This is a genomic window from Chroococcidiopsis sp. SAG 2025 (assembly GCF_032860985.1).
Classification (GTDB): Bacteria; Cyanobacteriota; Cyanobacteriia; order Cyanobacteriales; family Chroococcidiopsidaceae; genus Chroococcidiopsis.
Window position 1 is genome coordinate 5,304,525 of sequence record NZ_JAOCNC010000001.1, and the last position, 24,473, is coordinate 5,328,997.

Here is a 24,473-nt window from a genome sequence, read left to right on the forward strand (position 1 = left end):
TATAAAAGGCAGATATCATATTTACTAAAAATGCAATTAGCAAATTTATTTTTACTTAAGAATATAAATTTATTTAAGTAAACCAAACAAATAGAAATTAAATCATTTTTTTTAGAGAAGCAAATCAACTTGCTTGACAATCGATGTTTTGAAAGGTCGCCCGCTTTCTTTAAAAAGCAAAACATGAATTCAAATAGAGTTCATTCCAAATCAAAAGTTGAGAGTAATTCAATGAGAATGAGGATAATGTCCAAAAAAACCGATCGCCAGAACAAACATCTGAAAAAATGTTTGCATCATTCAGCCATATTTTTAAGTAGAGCTCTACTTCTAAGTACGCTCTTTCTGCTTGTAGTAGGGATACGTCAGTCTCATGCAAGTATAATTGACTCATTGACTGAAATTTCACGCTCTATAAATAGGAATTGTTCCAGAATAGAACCTTCGTACGACATAACAAGAGCTGGACAAACAGCTTTCAGACATCGAATAGACCGCTGCGGAGAACGTGCCGAGCTAGAAATGAGCAGAACCGAAATCGGCAAAACCTATTGGTACGGCTGGTCGATGTTTGTCCCCTTAGACTGGAGCGATACCGATCCAGGTTTTGATATTGTCAATCAATTTGCGGCTTGGCCTAGCAGACCAGGTAGGAGATATCCGTGTGGTGGTGTTGGTTCTAAAATCTCGCGCCGAGGTAGTGACTTTATCTTGGATTTCCAACGTAGAGGCGATACTGTAGATGCTGTATGCACTAACTACACTTTAGCGCGAGTTTCTGAAATAAGAGGGCAATGGACTGATTTTGTAGTGAACGTCAAATGGACGGGTAACAATGATGGATTCTTTAGACTTTGGATGAAAACAGGTAGCGGTGACTACATTCAAAAAATCAACTATCAAGGAGCTACGTTTTGGAATGATGAAGGTACAGGACCGTATTTTAAGATGGGATTATACAAAGGCAATCCCAACTTTCGAGGTCCTGCCCCTCGAATTATTTATACTGATGAATATCGCTTAGGCGATGCAAATTCTAGCTTTGGACAAGTTGCACCTTGAGATTGTTTGAATTAATTGGTTACGACGTTCGCGATCGGTAGCTGAGTAGTTAAGTTTGTAGAGCGATATCGGAGCAATTGAGAGAATACAATACTTTGCATTAGATCGGACTTGGAAAAGCCAATTTCCTTAACTGATTGCTCGATCGCTTTTTGAACTGAATCGATATCTCATCCTTTTATCTACCAAAAATTTTAACTGATTCAGGTGTTTGTAGCGTGCTACAAACACCTGGAATTATTCTTTTATATGCGTTTATTTATAGAAAAAACCACTTTTTTTTATATATATTTTTTTGCTATATACTCAGAAACAGCTACATTTTACAAAAACATTGGTGCCACAAAAGCCAGCTTTGTCAAGATAACTGAACTTTTCCGAACTTTTCTGTATCGACAAGTTTTTGCTGTTAAGAGACCATAACAAGGAAGCAAAAATGTATATATCAGATTTGTTATAGGTATAAATGAGGTAGCACTATAGCTGCTAAGTTATTCAGAGAAGACACTAAGAGTGCGCTCTAGTAACTTTGGTCAAGAGAGTACCTGTACTTAAAATACCTTCTTGGCTGTTTAAGATTAGCTAATATTCACGAAGAGAGCGAAGAAATTTCAGAATTCATGAGATTCACTGGTAGCTATCAGGTAATTCTTTACTTCTCATGCAGTAAATTTTAATACGAACTCTTAAACCTTACCTTAAGGGTATAGGCAATTGTTTTATTAATCATAGAACATTTATAAATTCGCGATCGCATCTATTAGCTATTTTTTAGAAATTGCTAACGCTATTCTATTTGAATGATTTAAAACAAAGGTATTGCCCTATAAAACTGCTATGACAAGCTTTTGAGATATGTTTTATTATGTTTTGCAATCATGAACTTGAAGTATCTGTCATTATTCCAGTTTATAACGGAGGAGAGAATTTTCGTCGCTGCTTATCTGCGCTAGCTAACACAACACCTTCTCCATTCGAAATTATTGTGGCGGCGGATGGAGATACGGACGGATCTTGGTTGATAGCTAGAGAATTTGGGACTCAAGTTGTGAGAACAAATACACGGAGTGGTCCAGCCGTAGCGCGTAATTTAGGAGCTTGTTTTGCTCAAGGTGAGATCCTATTTTTTGTCGATGCCGATGTAGTCGTTCGTCCAGATGCTATTAGTCAAGTAGTCAGCACTTTCAAGCGCGAACCAGACTTAGCCGCTCTGATTGGCTCCTACGATGATGCCCCAGATGCAACCAACTTTTTGTCACAGTACAGAAATCTGTTGCACCACTACGTGCATCAGTCTGGTTGTGAAGAAGCTTCAACATTTTGGGGTGCTTGCGGTGCTATTCGCCGCGAGGTATTTCTGGAAGTTGAGGGTTTTGACGATAGTTATCGACAGGCTTCTATAGAGGATATCGAATTGGGCTATCGACTCAAACAGGCTGGTTATAAGATTCGACTCAATAAGGCTTTGCAGGTCAAGCATCTGAAGCGCTGGGAAGTTGGTTCTCTACTGAAGGCAGATTTCTACTATCGCGCCCTTCCTTGGACGGAATTGATTTGGCGCGATCGCCTATTAATTAACGATCTGAATCTCCAAGTTTCTAACCGCCTAAGCATCGTACTAGTATTCGGGTTACTTATTGCCGTAGTTGCAGCCTTCTGGTGGCCTGAATTTTTAGCTATAGCTTTGGGAATATGCATGGCGCTCTTATTTCTCAACCTACCTGTCTATCGCTTCTTTTGGCGCAAACGGGGGATACGGTTTGCGCTCCAAGTCATCCCCTGGCACTGGTTTTACTACTTCTATAGTGGTTTAGCATTCATTATCGGTACAGCTCGCCATCAATTGCGGCAGTGGGATTGGATCAAAACGAGTTCTTCTAAATTTGTGTGAAGTAAGAATTTAACTAAACAACTGGATTGACCCATATATGAACCACTATTCTGTCGTCATTATCGGTGCAGGTCCGGCAGGTCTAACTGCTGGCTACGAACTTGTCAAGCAAGGTATCAATCCGATCGTCTTAGAGGCAGGCGATAAGGTAGGTGGAATTTCACGGACGGAGACATACAAAGGCTATCGCTTCGACATCGGCGGTCATCGCTTCTATACCAAGATTGGTGAAGTACAGCAGATCTGGCAAGAAATTTTAGCAGCCGATTTTATCAAAGTTCCTCGGCTATCGCGGATTTACTATGGAGGTAAGTTTTACAGTTATCCGCTGTCGTTGTTCAATACGTTATCCAATTTGGGCATTATTCCGAGTATCTTTATTTTGTTTAGCTACTTGAAGGCAAAAGTCAAAACGAGGTTGTTTCCCGGTCCTGAGCCGGAAAATTTTGAAGACTGGGCGATCGATCGATTTGGTTATCGCTTGTACAGGATCTTCTTCAAAACATATACTGAGAAGGTTTGGGGTATTCCCTACAACCGAATTCGGGCAGATTGGGCGGCGCAACGTATTCAAGGGATGTCGCTCAAACGGGCGGTTGTTAACGCTTTATTCGGTAGTCAAAATGCTAAGAGCTTAATCAAAAAATTTGACTATCCAGTTTTAGGTCCAGGGATGATGTGGGAGCGTTGCCAGGAAATTATCGAGAGTCAAGGTGCTACGGTGCAGCTGAACACCGCAGTGACTCGCATCGAACGGGAAGGAACTTGGATTAAGAGCATTACTGCCCGACAAGGCGATCGCACGATTCAGATCTTTGGCGATCGCTTCATCTCTAGTATGCCTATAACAGCACTAGTACAAAGACTCGATCCGCCAGCACCCGAGCGGGTACTGACAGCAGCACGTAGCTTGAAATATCGGGATTTTCTAATTGTGGCGCTGATCGTCAACCAACCAGATTTATTTCCTGACAATTGGATTTACATTCACAGTCCAGAATTCAAAGTGGGGCGGATTCAAAACTTTAAGAATTGGAGTACTGCAATGGTTCCCAATCCTAATAAGACATGTCTGGGGATGGAGTACTTTTGTAGTGAGGGCGATCCTCTTTGGGAATTATCTAATACAGAATTGATCGATCTGGCAAGTCGCGAGGTTGTCGAATTAAACTTAGCGTCTAAGTTATCCGCGATCGAGGATGGATTTGTGATTCGTCAGCGCAAAGCCTATCCTGTATATGACGGCGAGTATCGCCAGCATCTCCAAGTCATTCAAGAATATTTAAAGCAGTTTGACAACTTACAAACGATTGGGCGTAATGGGATGCATCGCTACAACAATCAAGATCATTCCATGCTAACTGGACTGCTAGCAGCTAAAAACATTCTTGGAGAGCAGCATGATTTGTGGAATGTCAATACCGAACGCTCTTACTACGAAGATTTTACTAAAGAAGAGCGATCGAGTCTGAAAAAGCAATCTCAACTAGAAAAATTGCCTACGGCGATCTCTAGTAAAGTCAATTAAGACGACATCGTGTCTGTCTAATTGCCAAACCTCCTAATTGCCAAACCTCATTCTTTAATTCCTCTTGATTAAAAAACGTAACTGCTAGAAACAGAGACTGAGTAGCATGACAAACCCTCAAGTCACGATTGTTGTAGCACCGCGCGAACGTTTCAGCTATGCTCGCCAGTCCTTGGAGAGTATTTATGCAAACACATGCATTCCATTTGAGTTAATCTACGTAGATGGTAACTCCCCTGCTGAGGTACAGCGCTACCTAGAAGCCGTAGCACGGGAAAAAGGTTTTCAACTGATTCGGACGGATTATTACCTTTTCCCCAACCGTGCTAGAAACTTAGGTTTGGCCCGCGTTAACACCAAGTACGTCGCCTTCGTCGATAACGATGTTATCGTTTCACCCGGCTGGTTGGAAGCCCTGATTCAATGTGCTGAAGAAACTGGCGCTACAGTTGTTGGACCTCTGATGTGTCACGAGGAACCAGTGCATGAAGTCGTCCACTGTGCTGGCGGGGAAACACGTGTTGTATGCGATGCTACTGGTAGAAGGCGCTTGCGGGAAAAGATGTACAAACAAGGTCATCAGGTAGTAGACGTGCGCCCCAAGATGCAGCGGACGCAAACGGAGTTATGCGAGTTTCACTGCATGTTAGTTCGCGCTCAAATCTTTGAGCAACTAGGTTTCTTCGATGAGCTAATGCTTAACTCCAAAGAGCATTTGGACTTCTGCATGAGCGTGATTCAGGCAGGAGGAACAGTTTACTTTGAGCCAAGTAGTATCATTACATATGTGCCAGGACAACCCTTAAAGCCGATAGATCTGCATTTTTACATGCTGCGTTGGAGCGATGCATGGGAGTTGGCTAGCCTAAGTCGTTTGCGTGAGAAATGGCAATTAGCAGAGGATAGCTACTTCCAACATAAGTACAAAGCTTTGGGATGGAGACGCAGAAAAACAATTCTCCTTCCTCTCATCGATCGGTTAACCTTGGGAATTAAAAATCAGTATCTAGAAAAAATATTGATGTATGGTCTTTTTGCACCACTAGAAACATTACTGAATCGTTACCTGACTGCAAGTTATGCTAGAAAACACCTAAAGCAGAAAAATACTCAAGCTGCGCCTGCTCTAGAAGAACCGATCGCGACAGCAACACCGCGATGCTAGGTGCAGATGCATGAAGATTCTTCTGATCAATGATTATGGTACAGCCACTGGAGGAGCCGAGTTACAAATGCTAGGCTTGCGTCAGAACTTGCGCGATCGCGGTCATGATGTTCGCCTATTCTCTAGTCGTGCTATGCAAGTTACCAGCAGCCATTGCCTATCTGACTACAGTTGTTTTGGCACTACAACTCGATTGCAAGTTTTGTCCCAGACTATAAACTTCTCTGCCTATTTGAAGCTACGCCAGATTCTGCATGAATTTCGACCTGATGTGGTTCACGTGCGCATGTTTATGTGGCAACTTTCACCACTCATCCTTCCCTTACTTAAAGACGTGCCGTGTTTGTACCAAACAGCCGTGTATAAAGCAATTTGTCCTGTAGGCACAAAACTTTTGCCCGATGGTCGTCCCTGTAAAGCTGCTGCTGGAATTGCTTGTCTGCGCGATCGCTGCCTTACGCCTCAATCTTGGGCAGTATTGATGGTACAGAAGCAATTGTGGCAACGCTGGCGCTCTGCTTTTGATTTAGTGGTTGCCCTTAGTTACGGCATGAAAGCACAGTTAGAAGCAGAAGGGATTGGAGCGATCGAAGTCGTACACAACGGAGTATCTGTTCGACCAATGCGTCCACCCCTTGCCAATCCCCCAACCGTTGCTTTTGCTGGACGGTTAGTGTCAGAAAAAGGAGTTAACGTTTTATTGCGAGCCTTTGCACGTGCTAAAGCACAAGTGCCTAAAGCACAGTTGATTGTTGCAGGTCGGGGTCCAGAGGAAGATGCTTTACGAGCTTTAGCGGCGGAACTTGGAATTGCAACTAATGTGACTTGGTTGGGTCACTTACCACGTTCTGAAATGGAAAAACATTTTGATTCAGCCTGGGTGCAGGTAGTACCTTCGCTTTGGTCAGAGCCATTTGGTAACGTAACGACTGAGGCAATGATGCGCGGTACATCTGTCATTGCCAGTGCTGTTGGCGCACAGCCAGAGATCGTTATTGATGGTATTACGGGTTTTTTAGTACCGCCTCTCAATGTGGATGCCTTGACCGCTGCCCTGTTACGCTTATTGCTCAACGCAAGCTTAGCCGAGCGAATGGGGCGAGATGGTCGTCAGTATGCTTTAACCCACTTTAGTGAAGACCGATGTACGGAGCGGTTCTTGGAAATTTACCAGCGGCTGCGCGCATCGGCAGCAAGCGTATCGTCGCGAAACCGATCATGAAGAACTATTCTGCACGACGAAGAACGGATCTACAAAGACCGGAACTACCACCAGCGATCGTTTACACACCAGAGAATCTGCTCAGACATCCGGTTCATCTATTCAAACTGATGTGGCGGGACTTGTTAGCTTCTCGCGAACTGGCATGGCGGCTGATGGTGCGAGATATTAGCGCTCAATACCGTCAATCATTTCTAGGTTTTATCTGGGCATTCTTACCACCGCTGGCTATGGCAGCAGGATTTACACTTGCGAGTGAGTCCAATATTATCAAAATTGGTGTCACGGACTTGCCCTATCCCGCCTACGTTATGTTCAGCACGGCACTGTGGCAAACATTTGTAGAAGCAGTCAATGGTCCGGTACAAGCTATAAACTTGTCGAAGCCTATGCTAGCCAGAGTCAATTTTCCCCGAGAGGCAATTATCTTAGCAAAGGTAGGTGAAGTGTTATTCAACTTTGCCATCAAACTCATCTTAATTGTGGCGTTGTTTCTCTGGTATCAGATTCCTCTGAGGTGGACAATCTTGCTTGCTCCTGTAGCACTAGTTCATTTAATTATGCTAGGGACGTTAATTGGTACTCTATTGTCTCCTTTGGGAGTTTTATATCAGGATGTGTCAAAAGGTCTAGCAATGGTAACAAACTTTTGGCTTTTTTTAACTCCAGTAGTTTATCCTGTTCCTAATGAAGGAACCTTTGGGTTTCTAGTGAAACTAAATCCCGTCACTCCGTTACTAGTAACAACACGAGAGTTAGCAACAACAGGAGATATCTCAAATGCTTGTGGGTTTTGGGTTGTCAGTGTCATAACTTTAGTTGGGATTTTGCTGACATGGGTTTCATTTCGTCTTGCGATGCCTTACGTAATTGAGAGGGTAAGTTCATAATGTCAATTGAAATAATAAATAGAAAGACTGCAACTCACCCTAAAGAAAGTGAAGTCGTTATCTCCGTCGATCGCCTCTCTAAGAGCTGATTTATAAAGTAAAAATCAAGCAGCTAGTCGTCTCAGCATCAGCCGTACCATAGCAGCGTAGACCATAGATTCACTTATTTCCGGTAGGAGTTCATAATCCTTACTTAGTCGTCGATAGCGTCCTAGCCAGCCAAAAGTTCGTTCAACTACCCATCTTCTGGGCAAAACTTCAAACCCATCTGTAATCCGCTTAACTATTTCTACTTCTGCACCGCAGACTACCATTACAGCTTGTGCAAAATTCTCTCCACTGTAGCCACTATCTGCCCAAATTAGCTCTAAAGACTTAGAGTTATAGCACTCTTCTAGCAATGCCACTATTGCTCTAATCGTTCTGAAGCATTAGCTTCGGTGATTACTACACCCATTAGTAGTCCTTGAGGATCTACTACGACATGGCGTTTGCGACCTTTAACTAGCTTGCCGCCATCAAAGCCGGATACTTCCCCTTTTTTTCCGTCGTTTTTACGGACTGGCTATCCACAATTGCAGCAGTAGCTTGATGAGATTTGCCCAGCTTCATCCGTACTTGTTCACGTAAGGCAAGATTTATCTGCTGCCAAATTCCTCGTTTTTGCCAACGCCGAAAGTAATAATAAACCGTTGAATAGGGTGGGAAGTCATGTGGTAGCATCTCCCAAGCACAGCCAGTTTTCAGCAAATAAAAGATGGCATTTACTACCTCACGCATATCCACAGTACGTGGATGTCCTCCTGGTCTTACAGGTGGAATTAATGGTTCAATGATTTGCCATTCTCGATCGGTTAAATCACTTTTGTAAGCTTTTCTACTCATGAGGCAATGCTTTGGGCTACTGTCTTGTCATAAAAGCCTCTTGCCTCCATTCTCGCTGCTTTCAACTTTTCTTTATAAATGACCTCTAAGCGGTAAACCAGTAAATTTCTGTGTGGGTTGTCAGGCGCATCAGAGGGTTGATAATGTCACCCTTCACTTGAAAATTAAAACAATAGGTGGTGAAGGTGGAATGGGTACAGTTTTATTTCTGAGCGGCGAACACGATGAAACATTTTTGAAATTTTTCCAGGCAAACACGAGCTTCAAGTTGAACTGCCTTATCTAGGGTTAGGACCTGGTACATACACTATGAGTATCAAATTAAAGCAGAGTTCTATTTATACATTTGATGTGGTTGAGTCATTCAGGTTTTCAGTCAAGTCAAATGGAAAAATGAGTGAATGTTGTTTTTATCAACCACGTTTATGGAAACTTGCGAGTCTAGAAAAAGCCTAACCCACTCTTGGGCTATGCAATCAAATAAGTAGTAGGGCATAATTAAACGTAAGATAGAGAAAAGCCAAAAACTTGCTGATTTTGACCACTCATGCCTGCTCCTTTACGTATCGTTTTGACAGAGTCAGAAGACCGGACGTTGAGTGAACTTCGGGTTGCCAAAACCGTTGCTCAACGTACCCGAGATCGAGCACAAATGCTTCGACTCAATGCTCAAGGATGGGTAGTGCCAGCGATTGCCGAAATTTTTGAGTGCCAAGAGCAGACAGTGCGCGAAACCATCCGCCGTTGGCAGCAGCAAGGGTTAGGTGGATTATGGGATGCTAGTGGACGAGGAGCTAAAGCCAAATGGCAAGAAGCAGACATGGCCTACCTAGAACAATGCCTAGAGCAAGAAGCCAGAACCTATAATAGTCAACAGCTAGCCCAGAAGCTAGAGCAAGAACGACAGGTAAACCTAAGTGCTGACCGGATTCGCCGCATTCTAAAAAAAAGGGCTTTAGTTGGAAGCGGACTCGACACTCGCAACGGGGCAGACAAGATCCTGAGTACAAAGCACTCAAGCAAGCCGACTTAGACACACTCCAACTAGCTGCCTGTGAAGGGTACATTGACCTGAAGTATCTTGACGAATCGGGATGTTGTCTGGAAAGTCCAGTCAGTTATAGTTACTCTCGCATTGGAGAGCAGAAACACCGAAGAGCAGGTCAAATCCTATGGAGACCGCATTAGTATTCTAGGGATATGGCAACCAGAGCAGTCGTTTGACTATGCTCTGGTACAAGGCAGTTTCCACAAGGAACGCTATGTTAAAGTGATGAACGCTCCTTGCCCAAAAGAGTGAGCAGACATTGCTACAAACCGGACGGCTCACAGTCGTGGTGCAAGATAATGGTTCGGCTCATACCAGTCATCTTGCCCGTGAGCACTGGCAGCAGTGGCAGTCGAAAGGGCTATATCTCTTTTTTCTCCCCAATACAGTTCACATATGAATCTGATTGAAGCGCAGTGGCATCAACTCAAAACCCATGAAATAGCCGGAAGGATTTTTGATAACGAGTATGATTTTTAGAATGCCATGATTGAGGGCATGGAGAATCGAAGTCAACAAGGGGATGGACACTGGAACGTTTTATGTTTAAATCTGCCTAGCTACTTATGTATTCTTCTTATTAGCACCGTTTTTAGCTATAAGCTTAACAATTGCTGTTGGTTTGCTCTACTAACTCTACATAACGTACTTAAGATATTAATTAAATCTGTTACTCATAATGGATAGAAAATTTAGAATAGCACGAGTTTGGTCGAATCGAGAGCTTAGGAAGTTAGCCCCCTTTTTAAAGGGGATGTAGTTAATATTTCTGCATGGGATGACCGAGATAAAGAAGGAGGTTACTACCAAGATTATTTCACTCAAAAAGATCGCTATTACTTCACTAATTATTCTGGGGAGAGGGTGGCAAGGCAAGGCAAGGAAAATGAATATTTCCTCGACCTAACACAAGAACTTCCTCCGAACTACAACAAAGATTTGATGTCGTGTTTAATCACACCACATTGGAACATGTCTTCGATGTAAGAAAAGCTTTTCAAAATCTTTGTCTTGTATCGAAAGATATCGTTATCGTTGTAGTTCCCTTTTGTCAGAAACAGCACGGAAAAGATATGTATTGTGACTTCTGGCGTTTCACGCCGATTTGTCTCAGATATTTATTTAAAGAAAATGATTTTGAAGTTATATACGAAGCACAAAGTCGACATGAAAACGCTGCGATTTATCTCTTGTTTGTTGGTTCTCGTTATTCCGAAAAATGGAGGCATATTATGCCAGATTATAAAGAAATTAAAGAATGCGGTAATTGGATTGGTCATCCTTTATATCTATTAAACTTCCAATTAATAAAAAATATTTTAAGTTTTTTGAAAAATTTCCGTTTTGCCTTCTAGGAACTTTAATTATCATTACAACGCTTTAACGTAACTAATAAAGTCCTCTAACACCATCTATTACAAGCAATTTACTTGTCTGGAATTGCTTCGCAATTCTGGAGAAAACTGCATGAAATAGATTATTGGAAGTATATGACACATGAGCAACCTTTCTTCTCAATTATTATCCCTACGTACAATCGCCCAGAACGACTAGCAAATTGTCTTCAATCGATCGCTCAGCTAAACTATCCCCTCGATCGCTTTGAAGTCATAGTGGTAGATGATGGTAGCGAGATGCCAATCGAGCCAGTTGTTGCATCCTTTGGCGAACAACTCAATCTCACTGCGATCGCGCAACAAAATTCTGGTCCGGCAAACGCACGCAACACTGGTGCGACTCGCGCCAGGGGTCAGTTTCTAGTGTTCACTGATGACGATTGTATGCCTGCTCCTGAATGGTTGAAAACCCTAGAGGTTCGTTTCAAAGCAGCACCACATTGTCTCGTCGGTGGTCGGACGCTCAACGCCCTGCCCGATAATCTCTACTCAACAGCTAGCCAAGTACTAATTGATTTCCTCTATGAGTACTACAATGCCGATCGCGATCGGTCAAACTTCTTTGCCTCTAACAACTTAGCTTTACCCGCAGAACGTTTCCACGCCCTGGGCGGCTTTGACACCACTTTTCCCCTAGCTGCGGGAGAAGATAGAGAGTTTTGCGATCGCTGGTTACAGCACGGTTACCAAATGATTTATGCACCAGAAGCCCAAGTTTATCACGCTCATAAACTCACGTTATACGCATTCTGGCGACAACACTACAACTATGGGCGCGGTGCTTTTTGTTTTCACCAAGTACGCGCTCGCCGCAACATGGAACGCATCAAAGTAGAGCCTTTCTCGTTCTATTTCAACTTGTTAAAGTATCCTTTCTCGCAGGGAGCAAGTCAGCCAGCACTAGCGATCGCAACTCTATTTATGTTATCTCAAATCGCCAATGTATCAGGCTTTTTTTGGGAAACAACAAGTTATTCAAGATGAGCTATTCGTCTTTTTAGCTCTGCGCTTCATGACATTATTCTATGACATCACTGTCATGAAATAGGTTCTTCCAACTACTGAAAAATCTATTTAGAGCGAGCAATTCTTCCCATTCTTAGCGACCAAAACCTGCTTGCTTAAGCTAACACCTAAGCAAGCAATCTGTGTTGCTTGACAACTAGCACTCGCTTTCACTGCATCGAATAACAAATCAGGCGAGCGAGCCAATTAAGCCTGAATTGATTCCATTTAGAGGTATAAAATGAAATTCTCTCAAAAGCTACAACATCTAGCTCAAAAGCACTCACCATTGCAAGCGCATAAATTCTCCAGAATATTTACTTCTTTACTCGTTACTTCTACTCTGTTCTACACTCTACCAGCGCGATCGCAAACTAGTTATTTAGGGATCAACAACGGTACTGGCTACAACACCGATCCCACATTTACCGACCGCTCGATTCAGCAAACCAAGGACTTAGGTATACAATTAGTCCGTATGGGTATGGATGGAGTTTATGGCAATCGAGAGGGTGCTGGCTTCATTTGGTCGGCTAGAGATATTGTCGTTAACAAATATATCCAAGCTGGACTGAGAATCCACGCACCAATCGCTCCTCGCTATCACGTCTACCGAGATAGTAACTACGAGCAATGGAAGGCAAATTTTCGCTACTTTGCACGTAACGTAATGGAACGTTATAAAGGCAAGATTTTCTACTACATCATCGACAATGAACCTGACCTAGACTTTGGCAATGGTACGATGACGGCACAACAATGCGTAGACATGACTCGCATTGCCTACGAAACAGCAAAATCAATTGACCCTAATATCAAAATTGAATCTCCCCCTCCTACAAGTCCGGGAAGCTACATCTTAAAAGAGATGATCGATTTAGGAATCGATAAGGTCAGCGATTTTATTGGCATTCATGCTTATGGGGGGCAGATTCGAGAAGGTGAATTTGGCAATCCTTGGCGATTGCTAGCAGCTCGTAATATTAGAAAGCCAGTTGTAGTAAGCGAATCCGGTACAATTTCCAGTTGGTATCAAGGTTCTAGTACTGAAAGAGAAAACTCTCGCAAAAGATGGTTTGTCATCTTCGGGCAGCAGCTTAAAAGATACGGCTACAACCATGCATTGTTTTTCGATCTGGATAATAATGGCGAATGGGCAATTTCACCGAACTTTAACCCAACAGCAACGTACTATCAAATTAAAGATCTGCGGTTGAACAAGATGTTTTCTAACCCAGGTTTTGAATTAGCTAACAACGCAGACAACGAATGGGTACATTTCGATAACGATGATATTCGGCTGGGAGCTTCACCAAATGTTGCTTTTATCTGCGGCGATCCTAATGGAGCGCGCGGGGGCAATTGCTATGCCAGACTTGATAGTGGTAGAGCATTCCCAGGTAAGCAGATTTTTATCCGCCGAGTTCTTGGCGATGTGCCAAAAAATCGAAATATAAAAATCGGTGCATGGGTGTATGTTAACGGCGGAGCAACAGCAACGCTCAAAGCTTTAGGTTATGACTATCTTGATGGTGATGCTGAGATATCAAAAACTGCAAGCCAGAAAAACGTTTGGCAGTATTTAGAAATCACCGTGCCGATTTCAAGATACTGGGCGGTTGTCGAACTAGGTACTTCGGGAACGGGAAATTCAGGAGACTATGTAAAATGGGATGATGTAAGCGTTGTAACACCTTAAACAGTCATTTAACGATATACTAAAACTTCCTATAGATTTCTCCAAGTAAGTTGAAGAAGACTCAAGTAAAATATTGCTCGATCTACACGCCGATCGCAAACAATAACCTTGCAATCTATTGAATTCTATTTCTAGAAGTCATAAAATTTGAGAGTTTTAGAGACTGGTGCTTAGAAACCATTTCTACATCTAGCGGTTCTTGCTTTTTATCCGACGATAAAAAGCAAGAATTAAGTAGTAGGGCATAATTAAACGTAAGATAGAAAAGCCAAAAACTTGCTGATTTTGACCACTCATGCCTGCTCCTTTACGTATCGTTTTGACAGAGTCAGAAGACCGGACGTTGAGTGAACTTCGGGTTGTTGCCAAAACCGTTGCTCAACGTACCCGAGATCGAGCACAAATGCTTCGACTCAATGCTCAAGGATGGGTAGTGCCAGCGATTGCCGAAATTTTTGAGTGCCAAGAGCAGACAGTGCGCGAAACCATCCGCCGTTGGCAGCAAGGGTTAGGTGGATTATGGGATTAGTGGACGAGGAGCTAAAGCCAAATGGCAAGAAGCAGACATGGCCTACCTAGAACAATGCCTAGAGCAAGAAGCCAGAACCTATAATAGTCAACAGCTAGCCCAGAAGCTAGAGCAAGAACGACAGGTAAACCTAAGTGCTGACCGGATTCGCCGCATTCTAAAAAAAAAGGGCTTTAGTTGGAAGCGGACTCGACACTCGCAACAGGGCAGACAAGATCCTGAGTACAAAGCACTCAAGCAAGCCGACTTAGACACACTCCAACTAGCTGCCTGTGAAGGGTACATTGACCTGAAGTATCTTGACGAATCGGGATGTTGTCTGGAAAGTCCAGTCAGTTATAGTTACTCTCGCATTGGAGAGCAGAAACACCGAAGAGCAGGTCAAATCCTATGGAGACCGCATTAGTATTCTAGGGATATGGCAACCAGAGCAGTCGTTTGACTATGCTCTGGTACAAGGCAGTTTCCACAAGGAACGCTATGTTAAAGTGATGAACGCTCCTTGCCCAAAAAGTGAGCAGAGACATTGCTACAAACCGGACGGCTCACAGTCGTGGTGCAAGATAATGGTTCGGCTCATACCAGTCATCTTGCCCGTGAGCACTGGCAGCAGTGGCAGTCGAAAGGGCTATATCTTTTTTTCTCCCCAATACAGTTCACATATGAATCTGATTGAAGCGCAGTGGCATCAACTCAAAACCCATGAAATAGCCGGAAGGATTTTTGATAACGAGTATGATTTAGCGAATGCCATGATTGAGGGCATGGAGAATCGAAGTCAACAAGGGGATGGACACTGGAACGTTTTATGTTTAAATCTGCCTAGCTACTTAGTAAGTTTCACCAGGAGCAATACTCTGGCTAGAGTTGTATATCTCAGTTAGATGAAGCCCTGGTATTTCCCGATCGAGCTTATGACTCAGTATCAGTAAAGGTTTTTGCTATTTTGTTGTATCAGTTTATTTATTTTAGTAGAAGCCACTGCTTGAAAGTTAAGATTTTTCTTTGGTTCCAGTTAATGAAGCTACCATATTTACTGCTCTCAAAGTAATAAATTGGTTGCTTTAATAAAGCAGCAATGGGAGAAACTTCATTGTCCTGGCTACCAATAATTAAGTTATTTTGTAATTGACTATCGGTAATAAATTTTGCCACTTCTTTGCTAGCAGAAAAGGGATAAATTAAATCCGTGCTATAAGCATGGATTCCCGATAAAAGATGAATGCATAATAAAAAATTTATGTATTGATTTTTGCGATCGCTTAAAAATTGGTCACGCCTTTGATGCAAGAAATTACAGAGTGCTTTGATTCAGGATAGAAATTGGAAATCCATATGCAAGCAATAAACAGAATAAATAAATGTCCGTGATGCCTTAAAGAACCGAAAAACTTTTCATAAGCAAACCAGATCAGAGTACACGTTCCGAATGCGTATGCAAATAACACAACTGGTTTCCGATCAAATAGAGCTATGGCAGATAGTAATAGTAATAAAGATAATAAGCAAATACATAGTAGTATAAATTTAGGGCTATTATCATTTATAAAAGCATTAGTATTCCAAAAGTTATAACTAAGAAAATTTGGTATAGGGATATAACTTTTCCACACAGATGGCAGAATAGTAAATAGAAGATAATTAATGTGATTGATTGGCGTTAAGTCTTGTTTGGCAATTCCCTGAAACTTGGCATCACTAGGTGGAATAATTTGAACAATTGCTATAGCTATACCACAAGCCAGTATAGCTATGTTAGTAAAATTTAATCTCTTAGTAGCAGAGCTTTTAGTAAAAAATTTTTCAAAGACGATGGTTATTGCTAAAGAAATAGCAATGATTAAGCTATATACATTAGTATTTGCTAGAAAAGCTAGAATAACTGATAGAATTAGATAGTTTCGTTGTTGTTGCGTGAAAAAGTGACAAAAAAGAAAAAATTAATAAAATACCCAAACTATAATTTCTGCTAATTAAATGATACTCATAAAGGGGAAATACCCGAAAAAGTAAATAAAAATTTTTTGCAACTTAGTAAAAGGAGAAAATTTAGCAAACACATAAATTGTTCCGCCGGCAATTAGTAAATGCAAAAGTTGCATTGCTAGCGGATTATCAGTAAATCTAGTAATTGCATATAAAAGATATACCATAAACTAGGATGCCCCTCGTATCTTAAGTTTCTATATAAATCAATTAGAGATGAGCTGTCTCTAGCTATCATCCATGCCTGTAGCTCATCGCGCCACATTTCGTGATTGAGAATGCCAATCAAACCAAGTACTAAAAAAGATAACTAATACATTTATCCAAGCTGTATCTTCTTGAGATGCAAAGTTTAACCAAGATATCTGTTTTCTCAAGCCAAGGATAGAACGATTAAGTTGCTTGTTAGCTTTTAGGAGAACATACATAAAGAACTCTTATAGGGTTTCTAAAAATGACCGATTTGATAATTCTATTTTCACTTTCAGCATTACAAGATATGTATTAAGTAGCTAGGCAGATTTAAACATAAAACGTTCCAGTGTCCATCCCCTTGTTGACTTCGATTCTCCATGCCCTCAATCATGGCATTCGCTAAATCATACTCGTTATCAAAAATCCTTCCGGCTATTTCATGGGTTTTGAGTTGATGCCACTGCGCTTCAATCAGATTCATATGTGAACTGTATTGGGGGAGAAAAAAGAGATATAGCCCTTTCGACTGCCACTGCTGCCAGTGCTCACGGGCAAGATGACTGGTATGAGCCGAACCATTATCTTGCACCACGACTGTGAGCCGTCCGGTTTGTAGCAATGTCTGCTCACTCTTTTGGGCAAGGAGCGTTCATCACTTTAACATAGCGTTCCTTGTGGAAACTGCCTTGTACCCAGAGCATAGTCAAACGACTGCTCTGGTTGCCATATCCCTAGAATACTAATGCGGTCTCCATAGGATTTGACCTGCTCTTCGGTGTTTCTGCTCTCCAATGCGAGAGTAACTATAACTGACTGGACTTTCCAGACAACATCCCGATTCGTCAAGATACTTCAGGTCAATGTACCCTTCACAGGCAGCTAGTTGGAGTGTGTCTAAGTCGGCTTGCTTGAGTGCTTTGTACTCAGGATCTTGTCTGCCCCGTTGCGAGTGTCGAGTCCGCTTCCAACTAAAGCCCTTTTTTAGAATGCGGCGAATCCGGTCAGCACTTAGGTTTACCTGTCGTTCTTGCTCTAGCTTCTGGGCTAGCTGTTGACTATTATAGGTTCTGGCTTCTTGCTCTAGGCATTGTTCTAGGTAGGCCATGTCTGCTTCTTGCCATTTGGCTTTAGCTCCTCGTCCACTAGCATCCCATAATCCACCTAACCCTTTGCTGCTGCCAACGGCGGATGGTTTCGCGCACTGTCTGCTCTTGGCACTCAAAAATTTCGGCAATCGCTGGCACTACCCATCCTGAGCATTGAGTCGAAGCATTTGTGCTCGATCTCGGGTACGTTGAGCAACGGTTTTGGCAACCCGAAGTTCACTCAACGTCCGGTCTTCTGACTCTGTCAAAACGATACGTAAAGGAGCAGGCATGAGTGGTCAAAATCAGCAAGTTTTTGGCTTTTCTCTATCTTACGTTTAATTATGCCCTACTACTTATTTATACCAGGTAGAATTCTAAAACTGTGTTTTAGGAATTCTGTTAAACTTAATTTTTAATTTGAGCTGAGCTGCTCCAAGCTGGAAAAGAGACGTGAAACAACAATTCTAGCTGCTTGGCAGTCTCGTAATCATCTATGAGTATTTCTGACAAATTTATCCGTGAATTTGCAAAGTAGCGAGAGTGATGCGTGAATCTTACAACTGAAGGATAAAAGCTTTACTCTCCCGATCACATTCTTCTCTTTTTGCTAAAGATTGAATCCAGTCCCATTCTCGTGCCAAGCTGTCTTTCAACGAAACCTGGGGTTGATAAAGTAGTAGCTTCCGAGCTTTTGAGACATCTGCCGCTGTATATAGCTTCAATCTTTTGCGAGTATTTATAAAAGCGATCGGAGAATTAATACTACTTTTCTAGTAGTTGCTGAACTGCAAGTGAAAAGTTATTCCATGTCAAGTGTTCGACAGTTTTTCTAATATCTGTTTCGATCTGATAGGCTTGTTCGATTAACTTGCACACTGATTCAGCAGATGCATCAACATCAAAAAGAAAGCCATTATTGCCGTGGTTAATAATGTCGAGAGCAAATCCAGTTTTGCTCGCCACAGGAACAACATTACACATCATGGCTTCAATCAGAGGAATAGGACCACCTTCTAGTATTGCAGCGGAGACGAAGACATCCATTTGGGCGTAGTAGCTAGGGTATTCGGCATAAGACGCTTCAATATAAGAAAAGTTAGGCATGGCAGTCAGCTCTGTAAACTTTTCATACCGATCCCAATCTCTACCCAGAAGAATAAACTTTCGGTGAGGCAACATTTTAATAATGTTGAAGATGCGATCGGGGTCTTTACGAGCATAATATGCAGTGCAGAAGCCAATAGCTCCATTCATGCGCTGATGCGGTTGAAAAAGTTTTGGGTCAGCACCGCCGCCGATCGTGAAGCTGACTTTCTCAGGTTTTACACCATCCTTAAGCATTTGTTTAGCGAATTGCGAACACATAGAGATGACTTTTGTGGAACAGTTCATCGCATAAACAAATTCTTCATTATTCATGATGCCTTTGGGGTGAGTGTAAAAAATAAACGATTTACTACCCCAAAGACATGGATTTAGTTTTAAACATGCTACATAGAATGAGTAGTGAGCGAAAAAGTATCCTTTCGACAAAGGTAGGGAAGAGGGTGAGTAGTGAAAGCAGTATTTTCCTTTAAAGTAAGTAGCAATCTCTTTACATATTGCTTCAAGTATCCAACCTTTACTCTCTGCAAAAATCACGAAAACGAGATCGTAACATTCACTTGAAGATTTAATAAAATACTTGTCGATCAAAAAATCAGTATAGCAAACGCAATAGGAGTATTTATAAGTTTGTATTTTAAATATTTTAAAAGTTAAAAATATGAATTTGTAAGCTATTCTTTTAAGGGTTCTACGTATAATTTCTGCATCAAATTTATTCATGTTGCATAACTATGTATGACTTAATCTGGACAAGGCAGCTAAAGTTTTTTCACCATCTTTTCTTCAGAAAACTCTTGGGGCAAGGATCGAGCATTCTGTGCCATCAGTTGCATCTGTTTGGGATGCCTGAGAGCCCAAAGAATGTTTTCTAGGAAACCATAACTATCACCTGGATGGCATAATAAACCATGAACGTTATTTTTCACAATTTCTGGAATACCGCTTGCATTTGAAGATACGATCGGCAAGTTATAGATCATTGCTTCTAATAAAGCCCAGGGAAAGCCTTCAGAATGTGTCGGAAATATAAAAAGATCTGCTGCTTGCAGAAGCCTTGGCACATCAGATCTGTAACCTAGCAGCAATACCTTATCTTCAATTCCATATTCTTGCAATCTACTGATTAGATTCTTTGATTGACCTCCTCCAGCCCACACGAACCTAATATTTGGAAACTCTTTGATTAGGTATGGCGCTATCGGTATAAGATCGCCATGACCCTTGCGAGGATTTAAGTCAGCAACTGTTAGTAAAATTTGACTTGTTTCAGCTATTCCTAGCTCTTGACGTACTTGGCGACGAATTTCAATACTTTTTTTCTAAGTCGTTACGATGACTTGAAAAACTAGTTTTAGCGCCATTGTAGATTTGAATTATTTCTGTTTCAGAAACATTAAATGATTGACATATAGTCTGGCGATCGCATTCTGTGATCGCAATCCATTGCTGATTTCTAGCACGAGCCCATGCGTAGAGTTTCAATCTTTTACTGGTAAATGCCTGGTTGGGGAAAATCAGAGCAAAACGTACAGCTGTAGGCTTTTTTAAAAGCGCGCAGGCAAGTATAGCTCCCAAGCATAGATTGGCTAATGGAAGGTTAATTAAAACAAAATTTGGTTTAACTTTGAGTAATAAAATAAGAGTTTTAAGCAACCATAAAAACTGCCATGTTATTTTTTGTGTCTGCGCTTCTACATCATCAATGACTGCCTCATGATATTGTACGCCACTTTTTGAGAAGTCAGTAATTAAAGATGCTGTTCTTTCAGTTTTTGGAAATGCTGCATGTACGTCCCATCCTTGCCTTACAGCTGCCGACGCAATAGTAAGAGAGTATTCTTCAGCTCCCCCTCGAAGCCTCGAAGGAAAAAGGATTAGCAATCTTATCTTACTTTTATCGCTCATTCTAAAACCTTAATAACTGAAGTTTGTACTTTGTAATACAAAAAACTAAAAATAGTGTGTTTTTATTTCTCAGCAACCACAAGACAAGTAATATAATATTTTCGTTGTTGTCTTTTTAGTAAAATTTTTTGCACGAGCTTGCCTAATAATCCAGATAAGTTGAACGCTTCGGTCAATAAAGGTAGCAAGGAAAGCTGATTAATATAGTAATGTTTTACAACTTTAAAGCCTGCTTCTTTAACTGCTTCAGTAATAGTATCCATATCAAAAAAGTTGACATGAGTTCTATCAACCCAATGATAATAAGTCATGAGGCTTTGACGCATTCCAGAAGTGATATCGCAATTTGGAACTGTAAGAATCAGATTTTTACGGCAAATCCTATAGTACTCTCTAAGAGCCTTTTTTGGTTCTGGTAGATGCTCTAACGTTTCAAAAGAAAGAATTGTATCAAAGCTACTATCTTTAAATTTAAGTTCAGAAGCATCTGAAACGGAAAAAAGATGAGGCATTGCATTCCAGGTTTCAAAATGCTGAATATCAACACCTAAAATATTGTATCGCTCTGCAAGTTTTAGTACGTAGGTTCCATTACCACAGCCTACATCGAGCACAGATTGCCCAGCATTTTCTAAAATAGCATTTAATCTTTCAGTATTTACTCCTCTAGCAGCATACGAAATAGAGTTTTTGAGCGTTAACATGTATTCCTTCCAATCATTTGTTTAAAACTTTGTTCGTACTATGAAAATGTGCTATTTCAGTTATTATTTTATTTTATTAATTTGATGCAAGCAACTGCACCTGCACACACAGGATTAGATGTATAAAATAAAGGCTCGTTAGAGCGGTGTGTATTATATCTTATAGATGAACATAAATCCGAACTACATAGATTCCATCCTTTATCTGTATATTTATAGTAAGTAATACTGTGTATCCGTAGGTATAAAAGCTTCAACTATTCTATTAACCATTGTTTCATCAAACTGCTGAAACCAACCAAAATCCTCGTAAGTACCAAAAGGTACTGTAATAAGTAATGCACCTGATTTTTTTTAACACTCTTTTCATTTCTAAAAGAGCTACTATATAATCTTCTGGATTATGCTCGACTGTAGCCCCATACCTCTGATTGTTCATACCTACATGCTCAATAGTTGATATGCAGGTTATCTGTTCAAAATAATTGTTGATAAAAGGCGATCGAACGTCACCTAATACGTAAGATACTTTATTATGATAAAAACACCTTGCATCAGGAGTCAAGGATAACATTGTAATTTCTTGATTTGGGTTAGAGCTTAATAACCGATCTAGACAAAATTTATAATTGAGAGCAGGACCAACATCCAAAAGTTTAGAATCTTGATTATAGTTAAGGTTGGCAAAAATCCAAGGATACTCTACTACTCTTTCATCAAAAAAACTCCAAATCCTTTAGGTAAAAGAGTTTGATGTACAAAAAAACTAAAGAGTTCTTTCGAGGAGAGGGTTGATTGAATGAATTCGAGCTTAGCTTCTTGATAACCAGGACTAAATGGAATTTTTTGACTTTTATGATAGCTATTAAGAAGATCGTTGTATTTTGGAGATTTATAACTTTTTAGCAAACTATAAGCTCCATAGGGAATTAGCCCTTTAGCGATTAGCTTGAGTAAATAAGTAGCTTTATTTGTAGGGTTCAAAATCATTTTTTAGTTTTTAACTAATGAAACAATAACTGATAGCTTAAGGTTGTAAATTTGAGATTAAGAATACACAAAAATTGGTAATGAGCACCTTTTGATTTCATCTTGTTCTTTTTAGTCAGTAATAATTATTTATGGATTTTTAAGTTTTAGTTATAGATAAGTTATTTTTGATGTATATGTTAACTAAATATTATGACTTTTCACTAGTTTCCAAGTTCGAGGTTGATAAAATAAGCATTGGCTCATACCCTTACCTTCAACAGTAAACTTAAAAGACTCAACAGCATCAAGCATATAGTATGAATTTTTACTAATACTGAGTTTAAGGGTATAGAAACTTGGTTTTAAACCAAGGTAAGGCATTTTCAATTGAATTTCATAGTATCCAGGTAATATATTCCATGACTCACCGTCCTGTTGTGTATTGATACATAAAACATGTTCGCTTTCTCCAAAGGTTTCTTGAATTAAGAAACTAAGAGTAACGTTTTTAATCTCTTTATAAGCCTTAAATTCTACACAAAAGTAAGTAGTTTCTCCACTTAATAGCGATCGCGTTAAGTTTCCTTGTTCATCTTTGAAGCATAGAGAAATAATATTTAGATCTGATTGCTTATTTTCATACTTTTCAGTTAAAAATAGTAATTTTGATTGAGCTTTAATTTCATTACTAAATAAATCCTTCTCGTATTTGTCTACAACTGAATCTGTATTGCCAACTGTAACTACTTTTCCTTTGAGCAAGTAAATTGCTGACTCGCATATTGACAATATTGAATGAGAATTGTGTGATACTAGAATGAAAGATGTTCCCTGTTCGCGTAGCTTAGCTAGTCTACGGTAACATTTAGCCCTAAACTTTATATCTCCTACTGCCAGTACTTCGTCAATCAGGAGAATGTCAGGTTCCGTATAAATCGCACAAGCAAACCCTAATCTTGCAGCCATTCCCGAACTATAAGTCTGCACTGGAGCATCAATTGCAGCACCAATCTCTGCAAAATCTAAAACAGCCTCAAATCGCTCGTCGATTTCTTTCTTAGACAAACCTAAAATAGACATGTTGGCATAGATATTCTCCCGCCCTGTCAGTATTGGGTTAAACCCTGCTCCCAGCGCAATCAGTGGTGCTATTCGACCCTTGATTTCCACAAATCCACTGTCTGGCTTAATTAATCCACTAATAATTCGTAGTAGCGTGGATTTCCCACTGCCATTTGGTCCTACTAAGCCTAGTGCTTCTCCACGTCGTAACTGAAAGCTAACATCTTTAAGTGCCCAAAACTCATCAAGTCTTAGTTTTTCGCTCTTTTGTCGTATCCCGACTAACTCAGTAGCAATATCTTGAACTCCATAAAGCAGCGATCGCTTCAAGTCTCGGCAAAATTTTTTGGAGACTCCTTCAACTGAAAGGACTACCTCATTATCCAGTTGTTGTTCTGATGTTTCCTGACTAGCTATACTAATTGTCATTAAAAAGTTATCCTCTTAACTACCACTAAGAAAAAAGCTTAAGTAAGCGCATCTAAAAGTCTGATAGTATCTATCCAAATGTCTAACCTCATCGCTTCTTCGCTTTTATCCAGTATGCAGCTGGAAAATTAGGCACAGAATTATCTATTGCCTTGAGTTCGAGAATTTCGTAATCATCTCGAAGCATATATCTCAACCCATGCTCGGTGAAGCGCCAGTAATCATTTGGAGCCATATGAATTGCTTGTCGGAAAGGTAAACCAAGTAACAAAATACCTCCCGAGCGGAGAATTCGAGTTATCTCCTTTAAACCAGCAAGATAATCATCAACATGTTCAAGTACGCCAGAGCAGAACACGCAATCAAATGTGTCATTCTGAATTTGTGGCATCGATCGCACGTCAAGTACCAGATCGACATTGAACTCGGAAGTGGCTTCTGATGTGGTATATGATGAGCATTTCTGGAAATAATCTCGATACCGTCCTCCGTCATTATCTTCGTCAGTATCGCTGCCAATAGAAAGAACACAACCCTCAATATTTGCTGCATGACCCTTCAGCCATTGGTTTGATTCTTGTCTTGACTGTGAGGCTTTCGACAAGGTAGTGGCTTTTAATGTGTTACGTCTGCCGAAAATATTTAGTATTGAAACAGGTAAGGAACGTTGTGTCAGTACTTTAATCATAAAATAATATTTCTAA

The 24,473-nt window shown here is 40.7% G+C and carries 20 protein-coding genes and 3 pseudogenes; 13 read left to right on the top strand and 10 right to left on the bottom strand.

Features of this window, described 5'->3' with window-relative positions; all coding sequences use genetic code 11:
* Positions 1-246 precede the first annotated feature (246 nt).
* The 6 genes from N4J56_RS26160 to N4J56_RS26185 all read left to right on the top strand — a co-directional run bounded on the left by N4J56_RS26160 (position 247) and on the right by N4J56_RS26185 (position 7,758).
* Positions 247-1,062, top strand: a complete 816-nt coding sequence (locus N4J56_RS26160) for a polysaccharide lyase (protein ID WP_317109102.1) — start codon at positions 247-249, stop codon at positions 1,060-1,062.
* Positions 1,063-1,927: 865 nt separating this feature from the next.
* Complete coding sequence (locus N4J56_RS26165; RefSeq protein WP_317109103.1) at positions 1,928-2,953, top strand: glycosyltransferase family 2 protein; 1,026 nt, start codon at positions 1,928-1,930, stop codon at positions 2,951-2,953.
* 37 nt (positions 2,954-2,990) lie between these two features.
* The gene (locus tag N4J56_RS26170; protein WP_317109104.1) at positions 2,991-4,481 is read left to right on the top strand and encodes an NAD(P)/FAD-dependent oxidoreductase; all 1,491 of its coding nucleotides are present in this window, start codon (positions 2,991-2,993) and stop codon (positions 4,479-4,481) included.
* 106 nt (positions 4,482-4,587) lie between these two features.
* A complete protein-coding gene (locus tag N4J56_RS26175; protein ID WP_317109105.1) occupies positions 4,588-5,646 on the top strand; it encodes a glycosyltransferase family 2 protein in 1,059 nt (352 codons plus the stop codon).
* Positions 5,647-5,656: 10 nt separating this feature from the next.
* Complete coding sequence (locus N4J56_RS26180; RefSeq protein WP_317109106.1) at positions 5,657-6,868, top strand: glycosyltransferase family 4 protein; 1,212 nt, start codon at positions 5,657-5,659, stop codon at positions 6,866-6,868.
* On the top strand, positions 6,865-7,758 hold the full coding sequence (locus N4J56_RS26185) for an ABC transporter permease (RefSeq protein ID WP_317109107.1): 894 nt from the start codon (positions 6,865-6,867) through the stop codon (positions 7,756-7,758). The genes N4J56_RS26180 and N4J56_RS26185 overlap by 4 nt, the downstream gene beginning before the upstream one ends.
* Before the next feature lie 104 nt (positions 7,759-7,862).
* Here the strand turns inward: N4J56_RS26185 and N4J56_RS26190 are convergent.
* Positions 7,863-8,643 (bottom strand): annotated as a pseudogene (locus N4J56_RS26190) (IS5 family transposase).
* 547 nt (positions 8,644-9,190) lie between these two features.
* On the opposite strand from N4J56_RS26190, the gene N4J56_RS41295 reads away from it, so the two are divergent.
* The 7 genes and pseudogenes from N4J56_RS41295 (at position 9,191) to N4J56_RS26230 (ending at position 15,205) form a co-directional block, all read left to right on the top strand.
* Positions 9,191-9,676: a helix-turn-helix domain-containing protein gene (locus tag N4J56_RS41295; protein WP_317109052.1), complete on the top strand. Its 486-nt coding sequence runs from the start codon at positions 9,191-9,193 to the stop codon at positions 9,674-9,676.
* A 48-nt stretch (positions 9,677-9,724) separates the two neighbouring features.
* A complete protein-coding gene (locus N4J56_RS41300) occupies positions 9,725-9,943 on the top strand; it encodes a hypothetical protein (protein WP_317107475.1) in 219 nt (72 codons plus the stop codon).
* A 695-nt stretch (positions 9,944-10,638) separates the two neighbouring features.
* Positions 10,639-11,046, top strand: a complete 408-nt coding sequence (locus N4J56_RS26200; RefSeq protein WP_317109108.1) for a hypothetical protein — start codon at positions 10,639-10,641, stop codon at positions 11,044-11,046.
* A 135-nt stretch (positions 11,047-11,181) separates the two neighbouring features.
* Positions 11,182-12,072 carry a glycosyltransferase gene (locus tag N4J56_RS26205; RefSeq protein ID WP_317109109.1) on the top strand — a complete coding sequence of 297 codons (891 nt, stop codon included), beginning with the start codon at positions 11,182-11,184 and terminating at the stop codon, positions 12,070-12,072.
* Positions 12,073-12,334: 262 nt separating this feature from the next.
* On the top strand, positions 12,335-13,792 hold the full coding sequence (locus tag N4J56_RS26210) for a hypothetical protein (RefSeq protein ID WP_317109110.1): 1,458 nt from the start codon (positions 12,335-12,337) through the stop codon (positions 13,790-13,792).
* Positions 13,793-14,087: 295 nt separating this feature from the next.
* A pseudogene (locus N4J56_RS41305) lies at positions 14,088-14,989 on the top strand (IS630 family transposase); the annotation flags it as partial.
* Complete coding sequence (locus N4J56_RS26230; RefSeq protein WP_317109113.1) at positions 14,984-15,205, top strand: hypothetical protein; 222 nt, start codon at positions 14,984-14,986, stop codon at positions 15,203-15,205. The pseudogene N4J56_RS41305 and the gene N4J56_RS26230, both read left to right, overlap by 6 nt.
* A 79-nt stretch (positions 15,206-15,284) precedes the next feature.
* On the opposite strand, the gene N4J56_RS26235 is transcribed toward N4J56_RS26230, so the two are convergent.
* The 9 genes and pseudogenes from N4J56_RS26235 to N4J56_RS26275 form a co-directional block, all read right to left on the bottom strand.
* The gene (locus N4J56_RS26235) at positions 15,285-15,611 is read right to left on the bottom strand and encodes a hypothetical protein (RefSeq protein WP_317109114.1); all 327 of its coding nucleotides are present in this window, start codon (positions 15,609-15,611) and stop codon (positions 15,285-15,287) included.
* A gap of 1,186 nt (positions 15,612-16,797) precedes the next feature.
* Positions 16,798-17,880: pseudogene (locus tag N4J56_RS26240) on the bottom strand (IS630 family transposase).
* 472 nt (positions 17,881-18,352) lie between these two features.
* On the bottom strand, positions 18,353-19,009 hold the full coding sequence (locus N4J56_RS26245; protein ID WP_317109115.1) for a glycosyltransferase family 4 protein: 657 nt from the start codon (positions 19,007-19,009) through the stop codon (positions 18,353-18,355).
* A 446-nt stretch (positions 19,010-19,455) separates the two neighbouring features.
* Complete coding sequence (locus tag N4J56_RS26250; protein ID WP_317110713.1) at positions 19,456-20,007, bottom strand: glycosyltransferase; 552 nt, start codon at positions 20,005-20,007, stop codon at positions 19,456-19,458.
* The gene (locus N4J56_RS26255) at positions 20,003-20,602 is read right to left on the bottom strand and encodes a glycosyltransferase (protein ID WP_317109116.1); all 600 of its coding nucleotides are present in this window, start codon (positions 20,600-20,602) and stop codon (positions 20,003-20,005) included. The genes N4J56_RS26250 and N4J56_RS26255 overlap by 5 nt, the downstream gene beginning before the upstream one ends.
* Before the next feature lie 62 nt (positions 20,603-20,664).
* A complete protein-coding gene (locus N4J56_RS26260; RefSeq protein ID WP_317109117.1) occupies positions 20,665-21,306 on the bottom strand; it encodes a class I SAM-dependent methyltransferase in 642 nt (213 codons plus the stop codon).
* A 705-nt stretch (positions 21,307-22,011) separates the two neighbouring features.
* The gene (locus N4J56_RS26265) at positions 22,012-22,296 is read right to left on the bottom strand and encodes a hypothetical protein (RefSeq protein ID WP_317109118.1); all 285 of its coding nucleotides are present in this window, start codon (positions 22,294-22,296) and stop codon (positions 22,012-22,014) included.
* 183 nt (positions 22,297-22,479) lie between these two features.
* Positions 22,480-23,769 carry an ABC transporter ATP-binding protein gene (locus N4J56_RS26270; protein ID WP_317109119.1) on the bottom strand — a complete coding sequence of 430 codons (1,290 nt, stop codon included), beginning with the start codon at positions 23,767-23,769 and terminating at the stop codon, positions 22,480-22,482.
* 88 nt (positions 23,770-23,857) lie between these two features.
* Positions 23,858-24,457 (bottom strand): class I SAM-dependent methyltransferase, encoded by a 600-nt coding sequence (locus N4J56_RS26275; protein WP_317109120.1) that lies wholly within the window; start codon positions 24,455-24,457, stop codon positions 23,858-23,860.
* Between the last annotated feature and the right edge of the window lie 16 nt (positions 24,458-24,473).